At 73.1% G+C, this 16,474-nt stretch carries 15 protein-coding genes; 7 read left to right on the top strand and 8 right to left on the bottom strand.

Annotated features, from left to right (window positions below; genetic code table 11):
- Nucleotides 1–69: 69 nt before the first annotated feature.
- The 4 genes from ACFVSL_RS17680 to hutI all read left to right on the top strand — a co-directional run bounded on the left by ACFVSL_RS17680 (nucleotide 70) and on the right by hutI (nucleotide 4,922).
- Nucleotides 70–876, top strand: a complete 807-nt coding sequence (locus ACFVSL_RS17680; RefSeq protein ID WP_386942298.1) for a CPBP family intramembrane glutamic endopeptidase — start codon at nucleotides 70–72, stop codon at nucleotides 874–876.
- On the top strand, nucleotides 873–1,748 hold the full coding sequence (locus ACFVSL_RS17675; RefSeq protein WP_386942297.1) for a type II CAAX prenyl endopeptidase Rce1 family protein: 876 nt from the start codon (nucleotides 873–875) through the stop codon (nucleotides 1,746–1,748). Before ACFVSL_RS17680 ends, ACFVSL_RS17675 begins: the two co-directional genes overlap by 4 nt.
- Nucleotides 1,749–1,908: 160 nt before the next feature.
- A complete protein-coding gene (hutU, locus tag ACFVSL_RS17670; protein ID WP_386942296.1) occupies nucleotides 1,909–3,660 on the top strand; it encodes a urocanate hydratase in 1,752 nt (583 codons plus the stop codon).
- 38 nt (nucleotides 3,661–3,698) lie between these two features.
- Complete coding sequence (gene hutI / locus ACFVSL_RS17665; protein ID WP_386942295.1) at nucleotides 3,699–4,922, top strand: imidazolonepropionase; 1,224 nt, start codon at nucleotides 3,699–3,701, stop codon at nucleotides 4,920–4,922.
- 48 nt (nucleotides 4,923–4,970) lie between these two features.
- Here hutI and ACFVSL_RS17660 read toward each other — a convergent pair whose 3' ends face one another.
- From ACFVSL_RS17660 to ACFVSL_RS17635, 6 genes are all read right to left on the bottom strand, one after another.
- On the bottom strand, nucleotides 4,971–5,456 hold the full coding sequence (locus tag ACFVSL_RS17660; protein WP_386942294.1) for a SixA phosphatase family protein: 486 nt from the start codon (nucleotides 5,454–5,456) through the stop codon (nucleotides 4,971–4,973).
- A complete protein-coding gene (locus ACFVSL_RS17655) occupies nucleotides 5,453–5,725 on the bottom strand; it encodes a DUF6510 family protein (protein ID WP_386942293.1) in 273 nt (90 codons plus the stop codon). The genes ACFVSL_RS17660 and ACFVSL_RS17655 overlap by 4 nt, the downstream gene beginning before the upstream one ends.
- On the bottom strand, nucleotides 5,725–6,489 hold the full coding sequence (locus ACFVSL_RS17650; RefSeq protein ID WP_386942292.1) for a ferredoxin reductase: 765 nt from the start codon (nucleotides 6,487–6,489) through the stop codon (nucleotides 5,725–5,727). Before ACFVSL_RS17650 ends, ACFVSL_RS17655 begins: the two co-directional genes overlap by 1 nt.
- Complete coding sequence (locus ACFVSL_RS17645; protein WP_386942291.1) at nucleotides 6,486–7,076, bottom strand: molybdopterin-dependent oxidoreductase; 591 nt, start codon at nucleotides 7,074–7,076, stop codon at nucleotides 6,486–6,488. The genes ACFVSL_RS17650 and ACFVSL_RS17645 overlap by 4 nt, the downstream gene beginning before the upstream one ends.
- Before the next feature lie 136 nt (nucleotides 7,077–7,212).
- Nucleotides 7,213–8,145, bottom strand: a complete 933-nt coding sequence (locus ACFVSL_RS17640; RefSeq protein ID WP_386942290.1) for an arginase family protein — start codon at nucleotides 8,143–8,145, stop codon at nucleotides 7,213–7,215.
- A 191-nt stretch (nucleotides 8,146–8,336) separates the two neighbouring features.
- A complete protein-coding gene (locus tag ACFVSL_RS17635) occupies nucleotides 8,337–9,347 on the bottom strand; it encodes an NAD-dependent epimerase/dehydratase family protein (RefSeq protein WP_386942289.1) in 1,011 nt (336 codons plus the stop codon).
- A gap of 151 nt (nucleotides 9,348–9,498) precedes the next feature.
- Between ACFVSL_RS17635 and ACFVSL_RS17630 the strand changes: the two genes are divergently transcribed.
- On the top strand, nucleotides 9,499–11,820 hold the full coding sequence (locus tag ACFVSL_RS17630; protein ID WP_386942288.1) for a copper-translocating P-type ATPase: 2,322 nt from the start codon (nucleotides 9,499–9,501) through the stop codon (nucleotides 11,818–11,820).
- Nucleotides 11,821–11,889: 69 nt separating this feature from the next.
- Here ACFVSL_RS17630 and ACFVSL_RS17625 read toward each other — a convergent pair whose 3' ends face one another.
- Together ACFVSL_RS17625 and ACFVSL_RS17620 are read right to left on the bottom strand one after the other, a co-directional pair.
- Nucleotides 11,890–13,773: a glycoside hydrolase family 15 protein gene (locus ACFVSL_RS17625; RefSeq protein WP_386942287.1), complete on the bottom strand. Its 1,884-nt coding sequence runs from the start codon at nucleotides 13,771–13,773 to the stop codon at nucleotides 11,890–11,892.
- Nucleotides 13,774–13,976: 203 nt separating this feature from the next.
- On the bottom strand, nucleotides 13,977–14,354 hold the full coding sequence (locus ACFVSL_RS17620) for a heavy-metal-associated domain-containing protein (protein WP_386942286.1): 378 nt from the start codon (nucleotides 14,352–14,354) through the stop codon (nucleotides 13,977–13,979).
- A gap of 215 nt (nucleotides 14,355–14,569) precedes the next feature.
- Between ACFVSL_RS17620 and ACFVSL_RS17615 the strand changes: the two genes are divergently transcribed.
- Nucleotides 14,570–15,004, top strand: coding sequence for a YciI family protein (locus ACFVSL_RS17615; protein WP_386942285.1), 435 nt, complete (start codon nucleotides 14,570–14,572; stop codon nucleotides 15,002–15,004).
- A 7-nt stretch (nucleotides 15,005–15,011) separates the two neighbouring features.
- Nucleotides 15,012–16,310 carry an RNA polymerase sigma factor gene (locus ACFVSL_RS17610; protein WP_386942284.1) on the top strand — a complete coding sequence of 433 codons (1,299 nt, stop codon included), beginning with the start codon at nucleotides 15,012–15,014 and terminating at the stop codon, nucleotides 16,308–16,310.
- The last annotated feature ends 164 nt before the right edge of the window (nucleotides 16,311–16,474 follow it).

Here is a 16,474-nt window from a genome sequence, read left to right as displayed (position 1 = left end):
CTTCTGCAATGATTCGATCACCGGCTCGCGCGCCTGCGGGGTGCCGGTTCCCCGTCCTGAGAGGCTGCCGTGACCGACACCACCACCGAAACCGCCACCGCGCTCCGCGTCCGACCACGGGTCTGGATCGGGCTGGCGATCTGGCTCGGCTACGTCATCGTCGTCTTCGCCGTCCAGACGTGGAGCGGGATTCCGTACACCCACTTCGGTGACGATGCCGGCACCCTCTTCTTCGGTGCGGGCGTCTCGCTCATCATCGGCACGATCCTGCTCGCGATCACGGCGAGTCTCCTCGGGTGGTGGCGCCCGGCCCTGTTCGACCGCCGGCACAGCGCCCGGTGGCCGATCTTCGTTCCCGCGCTCATGGCGGTCGCGATGCTGATCAACCTCGCAAGCACCGACTGGGGCTCGTACGACGTGGGCTTCCTGGCCGCGTCGATCGTGCTGCTGCTCGTCGGCTTCACCGAGGAGATGACGACTCGCGGCCTGCTCCTCGTCGGCCTCCGCAGCCGACTCGGCGAGGGCTGGGTCTGGTTCCTCACGTCGGCACTGTTCGCCCTCATGCACCTCACCAACGCGTTCAGCGGACAGGACCTGCTCACCACGCTCCAGCAGGTCGGCCTGGCCTTCATGGGTGGAACGGTCTTCTACATCCTGCGCCGTACGACCGGCAGCCTCATCTGGGCGATGGTGCTGCACGGCCTGTGGGACTTCTCGACGTTCGCGGTCACGCACGGCACCCCCGGCCCGTTCGCCGTGTTCGGCGGCATCGTGAACCAGATCGCGGGAGTACTCGGTCTCATCGTCGTCGCGTTCGTCATCCGCGGTTCGAACGAGCGCCTCGACGCCCCGCGCGCAACGGCGGTCGTCGCATGACCGCGAGCACGGGCGACTCCCAGGGCGCCGACGGCTCGACCCGCCCGACGACGGAATCCGCCTGGCGACGCTTCTGGCAGAAGGGCGGCTGGTGGCGTTCGCTGCTCGTCGTCGTCGCCTACTTCGCGATCTACCAGGGCGTCCCCCTCCTCTTCGCGCCGCTCTTCCCGAACACGACCGACCCGGCCGTGCAGGTCTGGCTCTTCTACGTCATCCCGATCGCGTTCGGCAGCCTCGTGCTCGTCGTCCTCGCGTGGTCGCTCGGCTGGCTGCGCGAGCTGTTCGGCCCGCAGCCGATCCGCGGGCGCGGCTGGATGTGGATCGCGGTCGCGGTCGTGCTGCTCTTCAACCTGCTGCACTTCGCGTCGGTCGACTACGCCGAGGCCGGGGCCGCGATGGTCGTCGCGTGGCTCGTGGCCGGCCTGTTCATCGGCTTCGCCGAAGAGGTGCTGACGCGCGGCTTCGTGGTGAACCTGATGCGCAAGGGCGGCTACCGCGAGATCACCGTCGCGGTCGTCTCGGCAGCACTCTTCGCGGCGCTGCACTCGGGCAACCTGTTGAGCGGCCAGTCCCTGTTCGCCACGCTCTTCCAGCTCGTCTACACCTTCGCGTTCGGCATCTGCATGTACCTCGCGCTGCGCGTGACCGGCAATCTGATCTGGCCGATCCTGCTGCACGCGACGACCGACCCGTCGACCTTCCTGCAGACGCAGTATCCGGCCGAGGGCGGGATCGCCGCCCTCGCCGGACTCGGCAACCCCGTGGTCATCCTCACGGGCCTCGTGCTGCTGATCTTCATCCGCGGCAAGGTCGGCGAGAACAGCACCCGCTCGGGCCTCGTCGAGCCGGGCACCGCCGTCCCGGGCGCGTAGCCGCCGGGCGACGTCCCGTCGCAACCCGAATCATCGAACAGCCCGCGAGCCGACCGGTTCGCGGGCTGTTCGCGTTCGCAGCCGCACCGGTTCTGGGATCCCGGACGCACACCACGTGGCATCCGTTGTCGCGGCCTCGCCCGTGCGCGACCATCGAGACATGACCGACGCACCCACGACCGAGACGCGCGCCGCCGCCGGCCCGCGCACCGTCCGCGCCCCTCGCGGCACCGAGCTCTCCGCGAAGAGCTGGCAGACCGAGGCGCCGCTGCGCATGCTCATGAACAACCTCGACCCCGAGGTCGCCGAGCACCCCGAGGACCTCGTCGTCTACGGCGGCACCGGCAAGGCCGCTCGCAACTGGGAGTCCTTCGACGCCATCACCGAGACGCTCAAGCGCCTCGAGCCCGACGAGACCCTGCTCGTGCAGTCGGGCAAGCCCGTCGGCGTCTTCCGCACCAACGTGTGGGCGCCGCGCGTGCTCATCGCCAACTCGAACCTCGTCGGCGACTGGGCGACGTGGCCCGAGTTCCGCAAGCTCGAGGCCGAGGGCCTGATGATGTACGGCCAGATGACGGCCGGGTCGTGGATCTACATCGGCTCGCAGGGCATCCTGCAGGGGACGTACGAGACCTTCGCCGCGGTCGGCCGCAAGCTCATCGCCGAGGGTCGCGGCAGTGCGCTCGGCGGCGCCGAGGCCCGGCACGAGGGCGAGGGCCCGCTCGCCGGAACCCTCACCCTCACCGGCGGCTGCGGCGGCATGGGCGGCGCGCAGCCGCTGGCCGTCACCCTGAACGACGGCGCCTGCCTCATCGTCGACGTCGACGAGACCCGGCTCCGCCGCCGCGTCGGCAAGCGCTACCTCGACGAGGTCGAGACCGACCTCGACGCCGCGATCGCGAAGGTGCTCAAGGCGAAGGCCGAGCGCCGCGGCTGGTCGGTCGGCGTCGTGGGCAACGCCGCCGAGGTGTTCCCCGAGCTCCTGCGCCGTCACCGCGCCGGCGAGCTGACGGTCGACGTCGTCACCGACCAGACGAGCGCGCACGACCCGCTCGCCTACCTTCCCGAGGGCATCTCCGTCGCCGACCGGAAGCAGGCCGCAGCCGACGACCCCGAGGGCTTCACGCGCAAGGCGCAGACCTCGATGGCGCACCACGTGCAGGCCATGGTCGAGTTCCAGGACGAGGGCGCCGAGGTCTTCGACTACGGCAACTCGATCCGCGACGAGGCCCGCAAGGGCGGCTACGACCGCGCCTTCGAGTTCCCCGGCTTCGTGCCGGCCTACATCCGCCCGCTCTTCTGCGAGGGCCTCGGGCCGTTCCGCTGGGTCGCGCTCTCCGGCGACCCCGACGACATCCGCGTCACCGACGAGGCCATCAAGGAGCTCTTCCCCGAGAAGCAGCACCTGCACAAGTGGCTCGACGCCGCGGCCGAGCGCGTCGAGTTCGAGGGCCTGCCCGCACGCATCTGCTGGCTCGGCTACGGCGAGCGCCACCAGGCCGGCCTGCTGTTCAACCGGCTCGTCGCCGAGGGCAAGCTCAAGGCGCCGATCGTCATCGGCCGCGACCACCTCGACTCGGGCAGCGTCGCCAGCCCCTACCGCGAGACCGAGGCCATGAAGGACGGCTCCGACGCGATCGCCGACTGGCCGCTGCTCAACGCGCTCACGGCCGCGTCGTCGGGGGCGACCTGGGTGTCGATCCACCACGGCGGCGGCGTCGGCATCGGCCGCTCGATCCACGCGGGCCAGGTCTCGGTCGCCGACGGCACCGAGCTCGCCGCGGCGAAGCTCACGGCGCTGCTCACGAACGACCCGGGCATGGGCGTGATCCGCCACGTCGACGCGGGCTACGAGCGGGCCGTCGAGGTGGCGCGAGAGCGCGGCGTCGACGTGCCGATGCTCGACCGCTGAGCGGTTCCTCCCACTCCGACGATCGAAAGGCGACACGGATGCCTCGGGCCACCCTCTTCACCAACATCGGCGAGCTCGTCACCAACGACGAGCAGCCCGGCCGCGAGGGCGGCCCCCTCGGCATCGTCCGCGACGCGGCGGTGCTCGTCGCCGACGGCCTGGTGACGTGGGTCGGCCCTGCGGCCGAGGCGCACGCGCAGACCGCCGAGGCCGGCGTCGAGGTGCTCGACGCCGGCGGCCGCGCCGTCATCCCGGGGTTCGTCGACAGCCACACCCACCTCGTGTTCGGCGGCGACCGCGCCGAGGAGTTCGCCGCGCGCATGGCCGGCAACCGCTACGAGGCTGGCGGCATCCGGTCGACCGTCGCGGCGACGCGCGCCGCGACCGACGACGAGCTGCGGGAGCGCCTCGCGGGCTTCGTCGCCGAACTGCACGCGCAGGGCACGACGACCTTCGAGATCAAGTCGGGCTACGGCCTGAGCGTCGCCGACGAGGAGCGGCTCGTGCGCCTCGCCCGGGAGGTGACGGAGGAGGTCACCTTCCTCGGCGCGCACGTCGTGCCGTTCGAGTTCCGGGAGGATCCGCGCTTCGACGGCGACCAGGCCGCAGCGGCCGACGCCTACGTCGACGTGGTGATCGGCGAGATGCTCGCCGCCTGCGCGCCGCACTCGCGCTGGGTCGACGCCTTCTGCGAGCGCGGGGCGTTCACCGCCGAGCAGTCGCGCCGGGTGCTCGAGGCGGGCGCCGCCGCCGGTCTCGGCGTGCGCGTGCACGGCAACCAGCTCGGCGAGGGCGAGGGCGTGCGCCTCGCCGTCGAGCTCGGGGCGGCGTCGGTCGACCACTGCACCTTCCTGAGCGACGCGGACGTCTCGGCGCTCGCCTCGTCCGACACGGTCGCGACGCTGCTGCCCGGCGTCGAGTTCTCGACCCGCCAGCCCTACCCCGACGCGCGCCGGCTGATCGACGCGGGCGTGACCGTCGCGCTCGCGAGCGACTGCAACCCGGGTTCGAGCTTCACGAGCTCGATGCCGTTCTGCATCGCCGTCGCGGTGCGCGACATGGGCATGACCCCCGCCGAAGCGGTGTGGGCCTCGACCGCGGGCGGGGCGCTGGCGCTGCGTCGCGACGACGTGGGCGCGATCCGGCCGGGGCTGCGCGCCGACCTCGTCGAGCTCGATGCGCCGAGCTACCTGCACCTCGCCTACCGCCCCGGCGTCCCGCTCGTCCGTCGCGTCGTCGCCGGCGGCATCCCGATCGCCTGACCGCACCGCGGCCGCCGGGCGGTCGACCCCGGGCGGGTGCGACCCGGCTCAGTGCTTGGGGGTGTCGACGGCGAGGAGCTCGCCGGTGCCCTCGACGAGCTCGGCCCACGAGTCGACGTCGACCCGGCACTCGACGACGGCGCACGTCGGCAGCTCGACCCACTCGCCCGTGAGCTCGCCGACGGCGTCGCTCATGCCGGGATTGTGGCCGACCAGCATGGCCACGCCGAGCTCGTCGTCGAGATCGGCCGCCACGTTCAGGATGCCCCGGCCCGACGCCGCGTAGAGCTCGTCGAGCTCGACGACGTGATCGTCGCCGATGCCGAGCACGCGGGCGAGCAGGCGCGCCGTGCTGCGTGCGCGCACGGCGGTGCTCGTCACGATGCGGTCGGGCGCCACCCCGCGCTCGGCGAGCCGGTGGCCCATGGCCGGTGCGTCGCGCAGGCCGCGGTCGTTCAGCGGGCGCTCGTGGTCGTCGAGCATCGGGTCGCCCCAGTCCGACTTCGCGTGCCGCACGAGGTAGAGCGTCTTCATGCGTCGTCCCTCCCTGTCTTCGCGATCTCGATCGCACCGGTGCCGGTGAAGTTCACGAACGTGCGCCCCTCGCCCTCGACGAGCGTGAGGAGCACCGCGCCGCAGCCGCGGCACCGGGCCACGCTCCCGGCGCCGCTGCGGTAGACGAGCGCGGTCGCGAGCTCGGCGACGGCGCCGCAGCCGTTGCACCGCGCTCGCGCCGTCGTCGGGTCGAAGGCGAACACCTCCGCGAGCGGTCCCGCGAGCAGGTTGCCGTCGAAGTGCTGCATCAGGTTCCTCCGTAGCGCTCGGTGCGGATGGCCGTCTGACGGTGGCCCAGCTCGATCAGCCACCCGGCGACGCGCTCGACGAAACCGGTCGATCCGCACACGTAGACGATCGGGGCGGCCCCGGCATCGATCACGGCGGTCGCGAGGCGGTCGCGCGTGATGCGGCCCACGGTCGACGTGCTGTCGGCCGGGGCGCGCCGCGTGTAGACGAGATCGACTTCGAGCCGCGCGGGCCCGCGCCGCGCCGCCTCGAGCTCGGCGGCGAAGAACACGTCATCGGGCGTGCGCACCGAGTACAGCAGCTTGAACGGCGTGGGATCGCCCGCGTCGGCATGCGCCCGGGCCATCGCGACGAGCGGCACGACCCCGGAGCCGCCGGCGATGAGCTGCACCGGCCGGCCGACCGCGCCGGCGACGGGCGGGCGCCACACGAAGAACGCGCCGAGCGGACCGTGCACCTCGAGCCGGTCGCCCGGGCGCACCTCGTCGACGAGGAACGGGGAGACCTCGCCGTCGGGGAGCCGATCGACCGCGAGCACGACGCGCTCCCCGTCGCCGGAGGAGGCGATCGAGTACGAGCGCGTCGCCGTGTACCCGTCGGGCGCGGTGAGCCGCACGTCGAGGTGCTGCCCCGGGAGGTTGCCCGGCCAGCCGGCGACGTCGAGCGAGATGCGCGCGGCGGTCGGCGTCTCGCGCCGCGTCTCGGCGACCTCGGCGACGTGCCACCCGGTGCGCGTCGTCTGGAGCTGCTGCACCCCGCTCACCAGTAGCGCTCCTCCTTCCACGGGTCGCCGTGGAGGTGGTAGCCGTTCTGCTCCCAGAACCCGGGGTCGTCGGCGGGCATGAGCTCGAGCCCGCGCACCCATTTCGCGCTCTTCCAGAAGTACAGGTGCGGCACGAGCAGCCGGGCGGGCCCGCCGTGCTCGGGGTCCAGCGGCTCGCCGTCGAACTCGAAGGCCACCCAGGCCTTGCCGTCGAGCAGCTCCTCGAGCGGCACGTTCGTCGTGTAGCCGCCGTAGCTGTGCGCCATCACGTAGTCGTACTCGGTCACGACCTCGTCGAACAGGGTGTCGAGCGAGACGCCGCGCCAGCTCGTACCGAGCTTCGACCAGTGCGTGACGCAGTGGATGTCGGTCGTGACGTCCTCGATCTCGAGCTGCATGAACTCGTCCCAGCTCCATCGCCGGCCGCCGTGCTCGGTCTGGATCGTGAACTCCCAGTCGGCGGTGTCGACCCGCGGCGTCGGCCCGGCCGACAGCACGGGGAAGTCGTGGACGAGCGTCTGCCCCGGCGGAAGCCGGTCGTCGCGCTCTCGACCGCGACCGGTGAACCCCCTGGTGATGAACGACATCGCGACCCCCTTCGCGGGAACCGCCGCCGGCGCGGCGGTCGACTACACGCTCAGCCTGTCACTCCTCGGCGCGCCGCGCTACGGCCGGGCGACGCACGACTGCCGGACGATGCGCGCCGACCAGGCCGGCGGCGGCTCAGCGCGCGGCGACCCCCGCGAGGAACTCGAGCACGCAGAGCGCCGTCAAGCGCACCGTGCGGCCGTCGGGCGTGTCGGCGGTCGCGTCGACCTCGGTGAGGTCGGCGCTCACGACGCGGGCGTCGGAGCCCGCGGCCCGCACGAGCGCGCGCAGCTCCCACGCGGCGAGGCCGCCGGGCATCGAGGCGGGGCATCCGGGCACCACCGCGCGGTCGCACGCGTCGACGTCGATGTCGAGGTGCACCGGGCCGCCCGCCGCTCCCGCGATCTCGAGCGCCTCGGCCATGACCTCGGCGGGGCGGCGCCCGTGCAGCTCGTCGCGGTGGATCACCGTGATGCCGAGCTCGGCGGCACGACGCGCGTACTCGGCGGAGTTCGCGAAGTCGGCGATGCCGATCTGCACGACGCGGTGCGGGTCGAGTCCGGCTTCGACGAGGCGCCGCACCGGCGACCCGTTCGAGACGCCGTCGCGCAGGTCGTAGTGCGCGTCGATCGTGACGAGCCCGGCGGTGGCGAGCCGCTCGCCGAAGGCGCCGAGCGCCGTGGCCACGGTGACCGAGTTGTCGCCGCCGAGCGCCATGACGGCGTCGGCGCGCCCGAGCAGTCCGGCGACCGCCGCGCGCGTGCGCGCCTCGCCCTCGGGGCCGTCGGGCTCGACGACGTCGCCGGCGTCGACCACGAGGTGCTCGCCGAGGTCGATCGCCTCGGCACGACCGGCGCGGTCGGGCACGAGCGCCGGGCTGTACCGCCGCAGCGCCTGCCGTACGGCCGCAGGCGTGGCGTGCGCGTTCGTCGGCGAGAGCGAGGTGCGCCACGCGGGCACGCCGAGCAGCGCCAGGCGGGCGGATGCCTCTGGGCCGAGCGAGTCGGGCGCAGGCCAGTCACCCGCCCGGGGCCAGAGCGGATCGTTCGAGAGTGCGACATCGGCCATGCCCCCACGCTACGAGTCGCCGGCGCAGCCGCCCACCCCTCGACCGGCGCTGACGTCTGCGATCCCAGACCGCGCGCCCGCGTCAGGTCGAACGGCGGCGCGGGCGCGGGGCATCCGGTCGCCGTGCGCAGGATGAGCGGGCCGGCACGCCTGCATGCGACGGTGCCGAGCCGCTCATCCTGCTGAAGCCGTCACTCCTCGGGCCGCCCCGCGCCCGCTGCGCGCAGCGCCGCCACGAGTTCGCGCTCGCGCGCGGCGCTGAGCCCGGCGCGGCGCGCCCGATCGAGCCCCTGCTCGCGCTCCCACAGGAGGAGGTCGGCGAGCGTCTCGTCGACCGGGCGGAGTTCGAGCCCCTCGGCCCGCGCGGCGGCGTTCGAGCGGTCCTGGAACGCCTGCCAGTCCGCGTCGATGATCCAGAGCGGCAGCGACTCGTCGCCCGACCACTCGGCGACGCCCTGCGCCGAGAGCCAGTCGGGCGTCGCGACCGCGACCTCGCCGCGGTACCCGCCGACGGCCTGCGAGGCGTCGAGGAACGCCCCGAACGTCGAGCGGTCGCCGACCGCGTTGAACCGGCCCGTGAGCCCGCGCTCGATCGAGTCGAGCGTCCAGCCGACGAGGTCGCGCACGTCGATGAACTGTGCCGCCGACCCGCCGATCGCGGGCACCAGCATCGGCTCGTCGTCGCGCGCCGCGCGGGCGACCCAGTACCCGCTGCGGCCCGAGGCGTCGCCGGGCCCGCCGATGAGGCCGGGCCGGATCACGAGCAGCCGCCCGCCGACCGCCTCGCCGTACGCCGACTCGATCGCAGACTTCGCCTCGCCGTACGTCTCGGGCGTCGACTCGCCGGACTCGAGCGGCGGCAGCAGCTCGGCCGACTCGTCGGCGCCGGGCTCGTCGTGCCGGGCGTAGACGTTGCCCGAGGAGATGAAGGTCCAGTGGCGGGCGCGCGGCGCGAGCGCGTCGGCCGCGCCGCGGGCGAAGCCGGGCTGGCGGGTGACGTCGATCACCGCATCCCACTCGGCGTCGCCGAGCGCGTCGTAGGCGTCGGGTCGCGAGCGGTCGCCGACGACGAGCCGCGCACCGGGGGCGACCTCGCCCCCTTCGCCCCGCGCGAGGCAGGTCACGTCGTGCCCGCGGCGCACCGCCTCACGGGCGAGTTCTCGTCCGAGCCATTGCGTTCCACCGAGGATGAGGATGTCCATCACGCCATCCCAGCAGACGCCGATCGAGCGCGGGAGTGCTGTTCGCCGAGCGCGGAGGGCGCATTCGGGAATAGCGTGGGAGGAGCCCGAGTTCCCCCTTGCAGATACCCCCACGGGGTATTAACCTGAGGCGAGAGACGCAGGAGGCGCGATGAGCACCGGCAAGGACGAGACGCACGCAGGGCACCGGCCCGAGCACACCGGGCACGAGCACGGCACCCACTCCGGGCACGAGCACGGCCCGCACACCGGGCACGCGGAGCACGGCGACGACGACGCGCACAGCGGCGGCACGACGACCGCCCGAGCGCAGACGGCGACGGCGCCCCACACCGGCCACGATCCGCACACGGGCCACGACATGACCGGCCACCCCGGCCACGAAGGCCACTCGACCGACATGCACGCGGGGCACGACGCGCACGACATGCACGCCGGCCACGGCGGCGGTCACGTGGGCCACGGCGTTCACGGCGACCACGTCGGCCAGTTCCGCCGCCTGTTCTGGATCATGCTCGTCATCGCGATCCCGACGATCGCGTTCAGCCCGATGTTCGCGTCGATCCTCGGCTACACGCTGCCCGACAACGCGATCATCCCGTGGATCTCGCCGATCCTCGGCACGGTCCTGTACTTCTGGGGCGGCAGGCCGTTCCTCACGGGGGCCTGGTCGGAGCTCAAGGCCCGCAAGCCGGGCATGATGCTGCTCATCGGCCTCGCGATCACGGTCGCGTACTTCGCGAGCCTCGCCGCGACGTTCGGCCTCGTGAGCCATCACCTCGACTTCTGGTGGGAGCTCGCGCTCCTCATCGTGATCATGCTGCTCGGCCACTGGATCGAGATGCGCTCGATCATGCAGGCCTCGAGCGCCCTCGACGCCCTCGCGGCGCTGCTCCCCGACGAGGCCGAGCGCGTGGTCGACGGCGCCGACGGCACCCCCGTGACCGAGACGGTCTCCCCCGCCGAGCTCGCGGTGGGCGACCTCGTGATCGTGCGCCCCGGCGGGCGCGTGCCGGCCGACGGCGAGGTCGTCGACGGCACCGCGGCGATGGACGAGTCGATGATCACGGGCGAGTCGGTCGCCGTGAGCCGCGGCCCCGGCGACCACGTCGTCGCCGGCACCGTCGCGACCGACACCGCCATCCGGGTGCGTGTCGGCGCCGTCGGCGACGACACGGCGCTCGCCGGCATCCAGCGCCTCGTCGCGCAGGCGCAGGCCTCGAGCTCGCGCGCCCAGCGCCTCGCCGACCGCGCGGCCGGCTGGCTCTTCTGGTTCGCCCTCGGTGCCGCCGTCATCACCGCCGTCGCGTGGACCCTGCTCGGCAGCCCCGACGACGCCGTCGTCCGCACGATCACGGTGCTCGTGATCGCGTGCCCGCACGCCCTCGGCCTCGCCATCCCGCTCGTCGTCTCGATCGCGACCGAGCGGGCGGCGAAGGGCGGCGTGCTCGTGACCGATCGGCTCGCGCTCGAGACGATGCGCACCGTCGGCGCGGTACTGTTCGACAAGACGGGCACCCTCACGAAGGGCGAGCCGGCCGTTACCCATGCGGCGTCGGCCCCCGGGTTCGAGCTCGACGCGGTGCTCGTCGACGCGGCCTCCGCCGAGATGGACAGTGAGCACCCCCTCGCGAAGGCCATCGTCACCGAGGCGTTCCGTCGCGGCCTCGCCGTCTACGGCGCGACCGAGTTCGAAGCTTCGGCCGCCATCGGCGTCCGCGCGAAGGTCGGCGACCGCATCGTACAGGTCGGCGGCCCCGGGCTGCTCGCCCGTGAGCACCTCGCTGCGCTCGAGGCATCCGTCCCCTGGGCCGAAGCCGGCGCGACCGTGCTGCACGTCGTCATCGACGGCACCGTCGCGGGGGCGATCGCCCTGGCCGACGAGGTCCGGCCCGAGTCGCACGAGGCCGTCGAGGCCCTGCACGCGCTCGGCGTGCAGGTCGTGATGATCACGGGCGACGCGGAGCCGGTGGCCCGCACGGTCGCCGCCGAGCTCGGCATCGACCGGGTCTACGCGGGCGTGCGCCCCGAGGACAAGGCCGCCAAGGTGCAGGAGCTGCAGCGCGAGGGCCTGAGCGTCGCAATGGTGGGCGACGGCGTGAACGACGCCCCGGCGCTCGCACAGGCCGACGTCGGCATCGCGATCGGCGCGGGCACCGACGTCGCCATCGCCTCGGCCGGGGTCATCCTCGCCTCGAGCGACCCGCGCTCGGTGCTCTCGGTGATCGAGCTGTCGCGGGCGAGCTACCGCAAGATGAGCCAGAACCTCTGGTGGGCCGCCGGCTACAACCTCGTCTCGGTGCCGCTCGCGGCGGGCATCCTCGCACCGATCGGGTTCGTGCTGCCGATGTCGGTCGGCGCCATCCTGATGAGCCTCTCGACGATCATCGTCGCGGCGAACGCGCAGCTGCTGCGCCGCCTCGACCTGCGCCCCGAGGCCTCCACCCGCGCGGTGCTCGAGCGCACGCGCTGACCCGCGCGGAGGTGCACGAACGGGGAGTGCGGCGTCGGCCGCACTCCCCGTTCGCGTCGCCGTCGACCCTCACACGAACTCGAGCAGCCGCTCGATCATGATGATGCGACGGGCCGCCTCGATGAGCGCGAGGTGCGAGAACGCCTGCGGGAAGTTGCCGAGGTGCTGCCCCGTGTCCGTGTCGAACTCCTCGGCGAGCAGGCCCAGCGGCGAGACGATGCGCAGCAGCTTCTCCATCAGGGCGTGCGCCCGCCCTCCCTCGCCGATGATCGTCAGCGCCGAGACGAGCCAGAACGAGCAGATCAGGAACGTGCCCTCGCGCCCCGACAGCCCGTCGTCGGTCTCCTCCGTGCGGTACCTGAGCACGAACCCGTCGGCGGTGAGTTCGTCGGCGATCGCGAGCACCGTGGCCCGCAACCGTTCGTCGTCGGGCGGCAGGAACCCGTAGATCGCCGCGAGGAGGGCCGAGGCATCCAGCGCGTCGGTGCCGTAGTGCTGACGCAGCACGCCCCGCTCGCTCACGCCCCGGTCGAGGATGTCGGCGGCGATCTCGTCGGCGACGGCCCGCCACCGCACCGCCTCGTTGTCGGCGCCGACCAGCTGGGCGAGCTTCGACGCCCGGTCGAGCGCGACCCAGCACATGATCTTCGACGATACGTAGTGGCTCGGTTCGCCGCGCGCCTCCCAGATGCCCTGGTCGGGCTCGCGCCAGGCGGCCGTCGCGCACTCGGCCTGCGAGCGGATGACGGGCCAGAGCGTGCGCGGCACCCGCTGGCTGCGCCGGGCGTGCATGAGGATCGCGTCGAGCACCGCCCCGTAGAGGTCGTTCTGGCGCTGGGCGAACGCGCCGTTGCCGATGCGCACCGGGCGGGCGCCGCGGTGGCCGGTCAGGTGGTCGAGCGTCGTCTCGGTGAGGTCGCGGCGCCCGTCGATGCCGTACATGATCTGCAGGGAGCCGTCGGCGTTCGCCTCCAGCCCCGAGAGGAACTCGACGAACTCGTCGGCCTCCCAGTCGAGGTCGAGGTAGTGCAGCGCCTGCACCGTGAACGAGGAGTCGCGGATCCAGTTGTAGCGGTAGTCCCAGTTGCGCTCCCCGCCCGGCGTCTCGGGCAGGGAGGTCGTGAGGGCGGCGACGGTCGCGCCCGTCGGCATGTAAGTCAGCCCCTTGATGGTGAGCGCCGAGCGCTCGAGGGCCTCGCGCCACGGGTGGTCGGGGATCGTCGCGTCGGCGAGCCAGTCGCGCCAGTAGGCGACCGTCGTGTCGAGCTCCGCCGTCGCCTCCTCGACGGTCGAGGGCCCGGCGAGGTCGTCGGCCCATGAGAGCGAGCAGAAGGCGCGCTCACCGGCGCGCAGCGTGTGCCGCGCGCGCACGTGCCCGCCCTGGATCCCGAGCGGGAGGTCCGAACGCAGTCGCAGCGCGGCGTCCGCCCCGCGCGCCGTGGCGCTGTGCACGTCGGTCGACTCCCAGTCGGCCTCGGCCCGGCCGTAGTCGAACACCGGCTCGCAGATGAGCTCGAGTTCGACATGGCCGTCGAGACAGGTCACGGTGCGCACGAGGCAGTGCCCGGCGTCGTCGTCGGCGGGCGCTCGGGTGTGCGGAGTGGTCGTGTCGGGCTCGGACCGCGGGAGGATCGTGAGGGCGTCGTGCACCTCGGCCCAGCCCGTCGGCGTCTTCCACGTCGTGACCAGCACGTTGGTGCCCGGCACGTAGCTCCGGGCGGACGGGGCGTTGACGTCGAACGGTCCGAACCGGAAGTACCCGGCCTGCCGGTCGAGGATCATGGCGAAGACGCTCGGCGCGTCGAATCTCGGCGGGCAGAGCCAGGCGACCGCGCCGTCGGGGGCCACGAGGGCACCGGTGTGGCAGTCGGAGAGGAATGCGAACGAGGCGATCGGCGGGAACGGCGAGCGCGCGACGGCGCCCTCCATCTGCGGCGCCCGACCCCCGCTCACGAGGCCTCCGCGGCGGCAAGGAGGCGGTCGAGGTCGGACTCGGTGCGTTCCATGGGCCCTCCGAACACGGTCGGTCTCGGCGGGGGCCGGGCGAACGGCCGACGTCGCACCGCGTCCCCCACCTCGACCGTAGCCCTTCGGTCACCGTTCGAGCAGTGCCCGCGCCCGATCGATCCCGGGCCCGCCCGTCGTCGCGCCGGGACTCAGCCCGCGACCACCTCGTAGCCGGCCTCCTCGACGGCGGCGGCGACGGTCGCATCGGCGAGCGGCGAGCTGCTGCGCACCGTGACGGTCGACACCCCTCCGGCGACGAGCGCGACGTCGACCGAGTCGACGCCCTCGATCGCGCCGAGCTCGGCGCTCACGTGACGCACGCAGCTGCCGCAGGTCATGCCGGCGACGGCGTAGTCGGCGCTCACGAGCCCGGCCTGCTCGGCGGACGCCGCGGCGTCTCCCGACGTCGACGCCGACGCGTCGGGGATCGCGCAGCACGAGCACGAGGCATCCGCACCGCTCGAATCGGCGAGCGCGAGTTCGGTGGCGCCGGCGGGCACTACGGCGATGGGGTTCTCGAGGGTCATGGTGCGTCCTTCCGTCGGTTCGGATTGGAACTATACCCCGGTGGGGTATCCGTCGCAAGCCGACCGCGCGGGCGGATGACGCGGTCGTCTCCGCCTGCCAACATGAAAAAAGAAAGTTCTGCCGAGGTGTCGATCTCGGCGTCGCCCGTTCGACGCATGAGTGAGGCGGGCACTTCGGCCCGGCCCGAACACGAATCCCGAACGAGGAGAACACCGTGAAGTACATGCTGATCATGCGATCGAACGATGCCGCCGTCGAGGCCTACGAGCAGCTCGACTTCAACGAGGTCATCGCCGCGATGGGCGCCTACAACGAGTCGCTCATCAAGGCCGGCGTGCTGCTCGCCGGCGAGGGCCTGACCGATGCGAAGGAGGGCTTCGTCGTCGACTTCGACGCGACGCCTCCCGTCGTGACCGACGGCCCCTACGGCGAGACGAAGGAGCTGTTCAACGGATTCTGGATCATCCAGGCCTCGAGCCCCGAGGAGGCCGCGGAGTGGGCCAAGCGCTGCCCGCTCGGCCCGGGCTCGAAGCTCGAGGTGCGTCGCGTGACCGAGCTCGAGGACTTCCCCCAGGACAACGAGTGGATCCAGAAGGAGGCCGGCTGGCGCGAGGAGGCCGAGGGCCGGCTCGGCACGACGGGGGCGTGACCGCGCGATGAGCGAGACGGATGCCTCGGGCACGGCCGGTGCGGCGAACGCCGACGCCGACCGTGCCCGGCGCGCCGTCGCCGCGGTGTGGCGCATCGAGTCGGCGCGCATCGTCGCGACGCTCGCCCGCTTCACCGGCGACGTCGGCCAGGCCGAGGACCTCGCGCAGGAGGCCCTCCTCGAAGCCCTGAAGCAGTGGCCGGACGAGGGCGTACCGCGCAACCCCGGCGCCTGGCTGACCGCGGTCGCGAAACGACGCGCGATCGACGGCTGGCGCCGCCGCGAGCGGCTCGACGAGCGCTACGCCGCGATGGCGCACGACCTCGAGCAGCGGGGCGGCGAGGCGTCCGACACCTTCTGGGACCCCGACACGATCGACGACGACGTGCTGCGGCTCGTCTTCGTCTCGTGCCACCCGGTGCTCTCGCGCGAGGCGCAGATCGCGCTCACCCTGCGAATCGTCGGCGGTCTCTCGAGCGAGGAGATCGCACGCGCGTTCCTCGTGCCGACCGCGACCATCCAGCAGCGCATCGTGCGTGCGAAGAAGACCCTCGCCGCTGCGAACGTGCCCTTCGCGGTGCCCGAGCCGAACGAGTACCCCGAGCGCCTCGCCTCGGTGCTGCACGTGCTCTACCTGATCTTCAACGAGGGCTACCTGCCCGCCTCGGGTGCCGAGTGGGTGCGGGCGGACGTCTCGGCCGAGGCCCTGCGCCTCGCCCGCATGGTGGCGGGCCTGATGCCCCGTGAGCCCGAGGCGCAGTCGCTCGTGGCGCTGATGGAGTTCACCGCCGCCCGGTTCCCGGCGCGCACCGCCCGCGACGGCACCGCGATCCCGCTCGACCGGCAGGACCGCTCGCGCTGGGACCGCGCCCAGATCGCGCGCGGTCAGGCCGCGCTCGAGCGCGCCGACCGCATCGGACGCGGCCGGGCCGCCTACGGCCTGCAGGCCGCCATCGCCGGATGCCACGCGGTCGCCCCCACGGCGGAGGACACCGACTGGGCGCAGATCGTCGTGCTCTACGAGGCGCTCGGCCGCATCGCCCCGTCGCCCGTGGTCGACCTCAACCGCGCGGTCGCCGTGGCGATGGCGACCGGGCCCGCGTCGGCGCTTCGGCTCGTCGACGAGCTCGCCGCCGGTGGGCGCCTGCGCGGGTATCCCCCGCTGCCCGCGGTGCGCGGCGAGCTGCTCGCGCGGCTCGGTCGCAACGAGGAGGCGCGCGCCGAACTCGAGACCGCCGCCCGCCTCACGGGCAACGAACGCGAGCGCGACGCGCTCCTCGCGAAGGCGGCCGAGCTCACCGAGTGAGCGCCGCCGACGCATCGACAGCGGGGCCCTCGCCGTCCGTCGGGGACGGCATCCCGAGCGAGCTGTGCCAGTTCCGCCGCAAACGCTGTGGCGGGACGGGGACCGCGCGCAATGTGTCCCGCCCGGTCGGGTGATCGGTGGGGCGCGGCGTGGCGCAGACCCGG

The organism is Agromyces sp. NPDC058064 (genome assembly GCF_042885275.1).
Classification (GTDB): Bacteria; Actinomycetota; Actinomycetes; order Actinomycetales; family Microbacteriaceae; genus Agromyces.
This window is presented reverse-complemented; position numbering and strand designations above follow the sequence as displayed.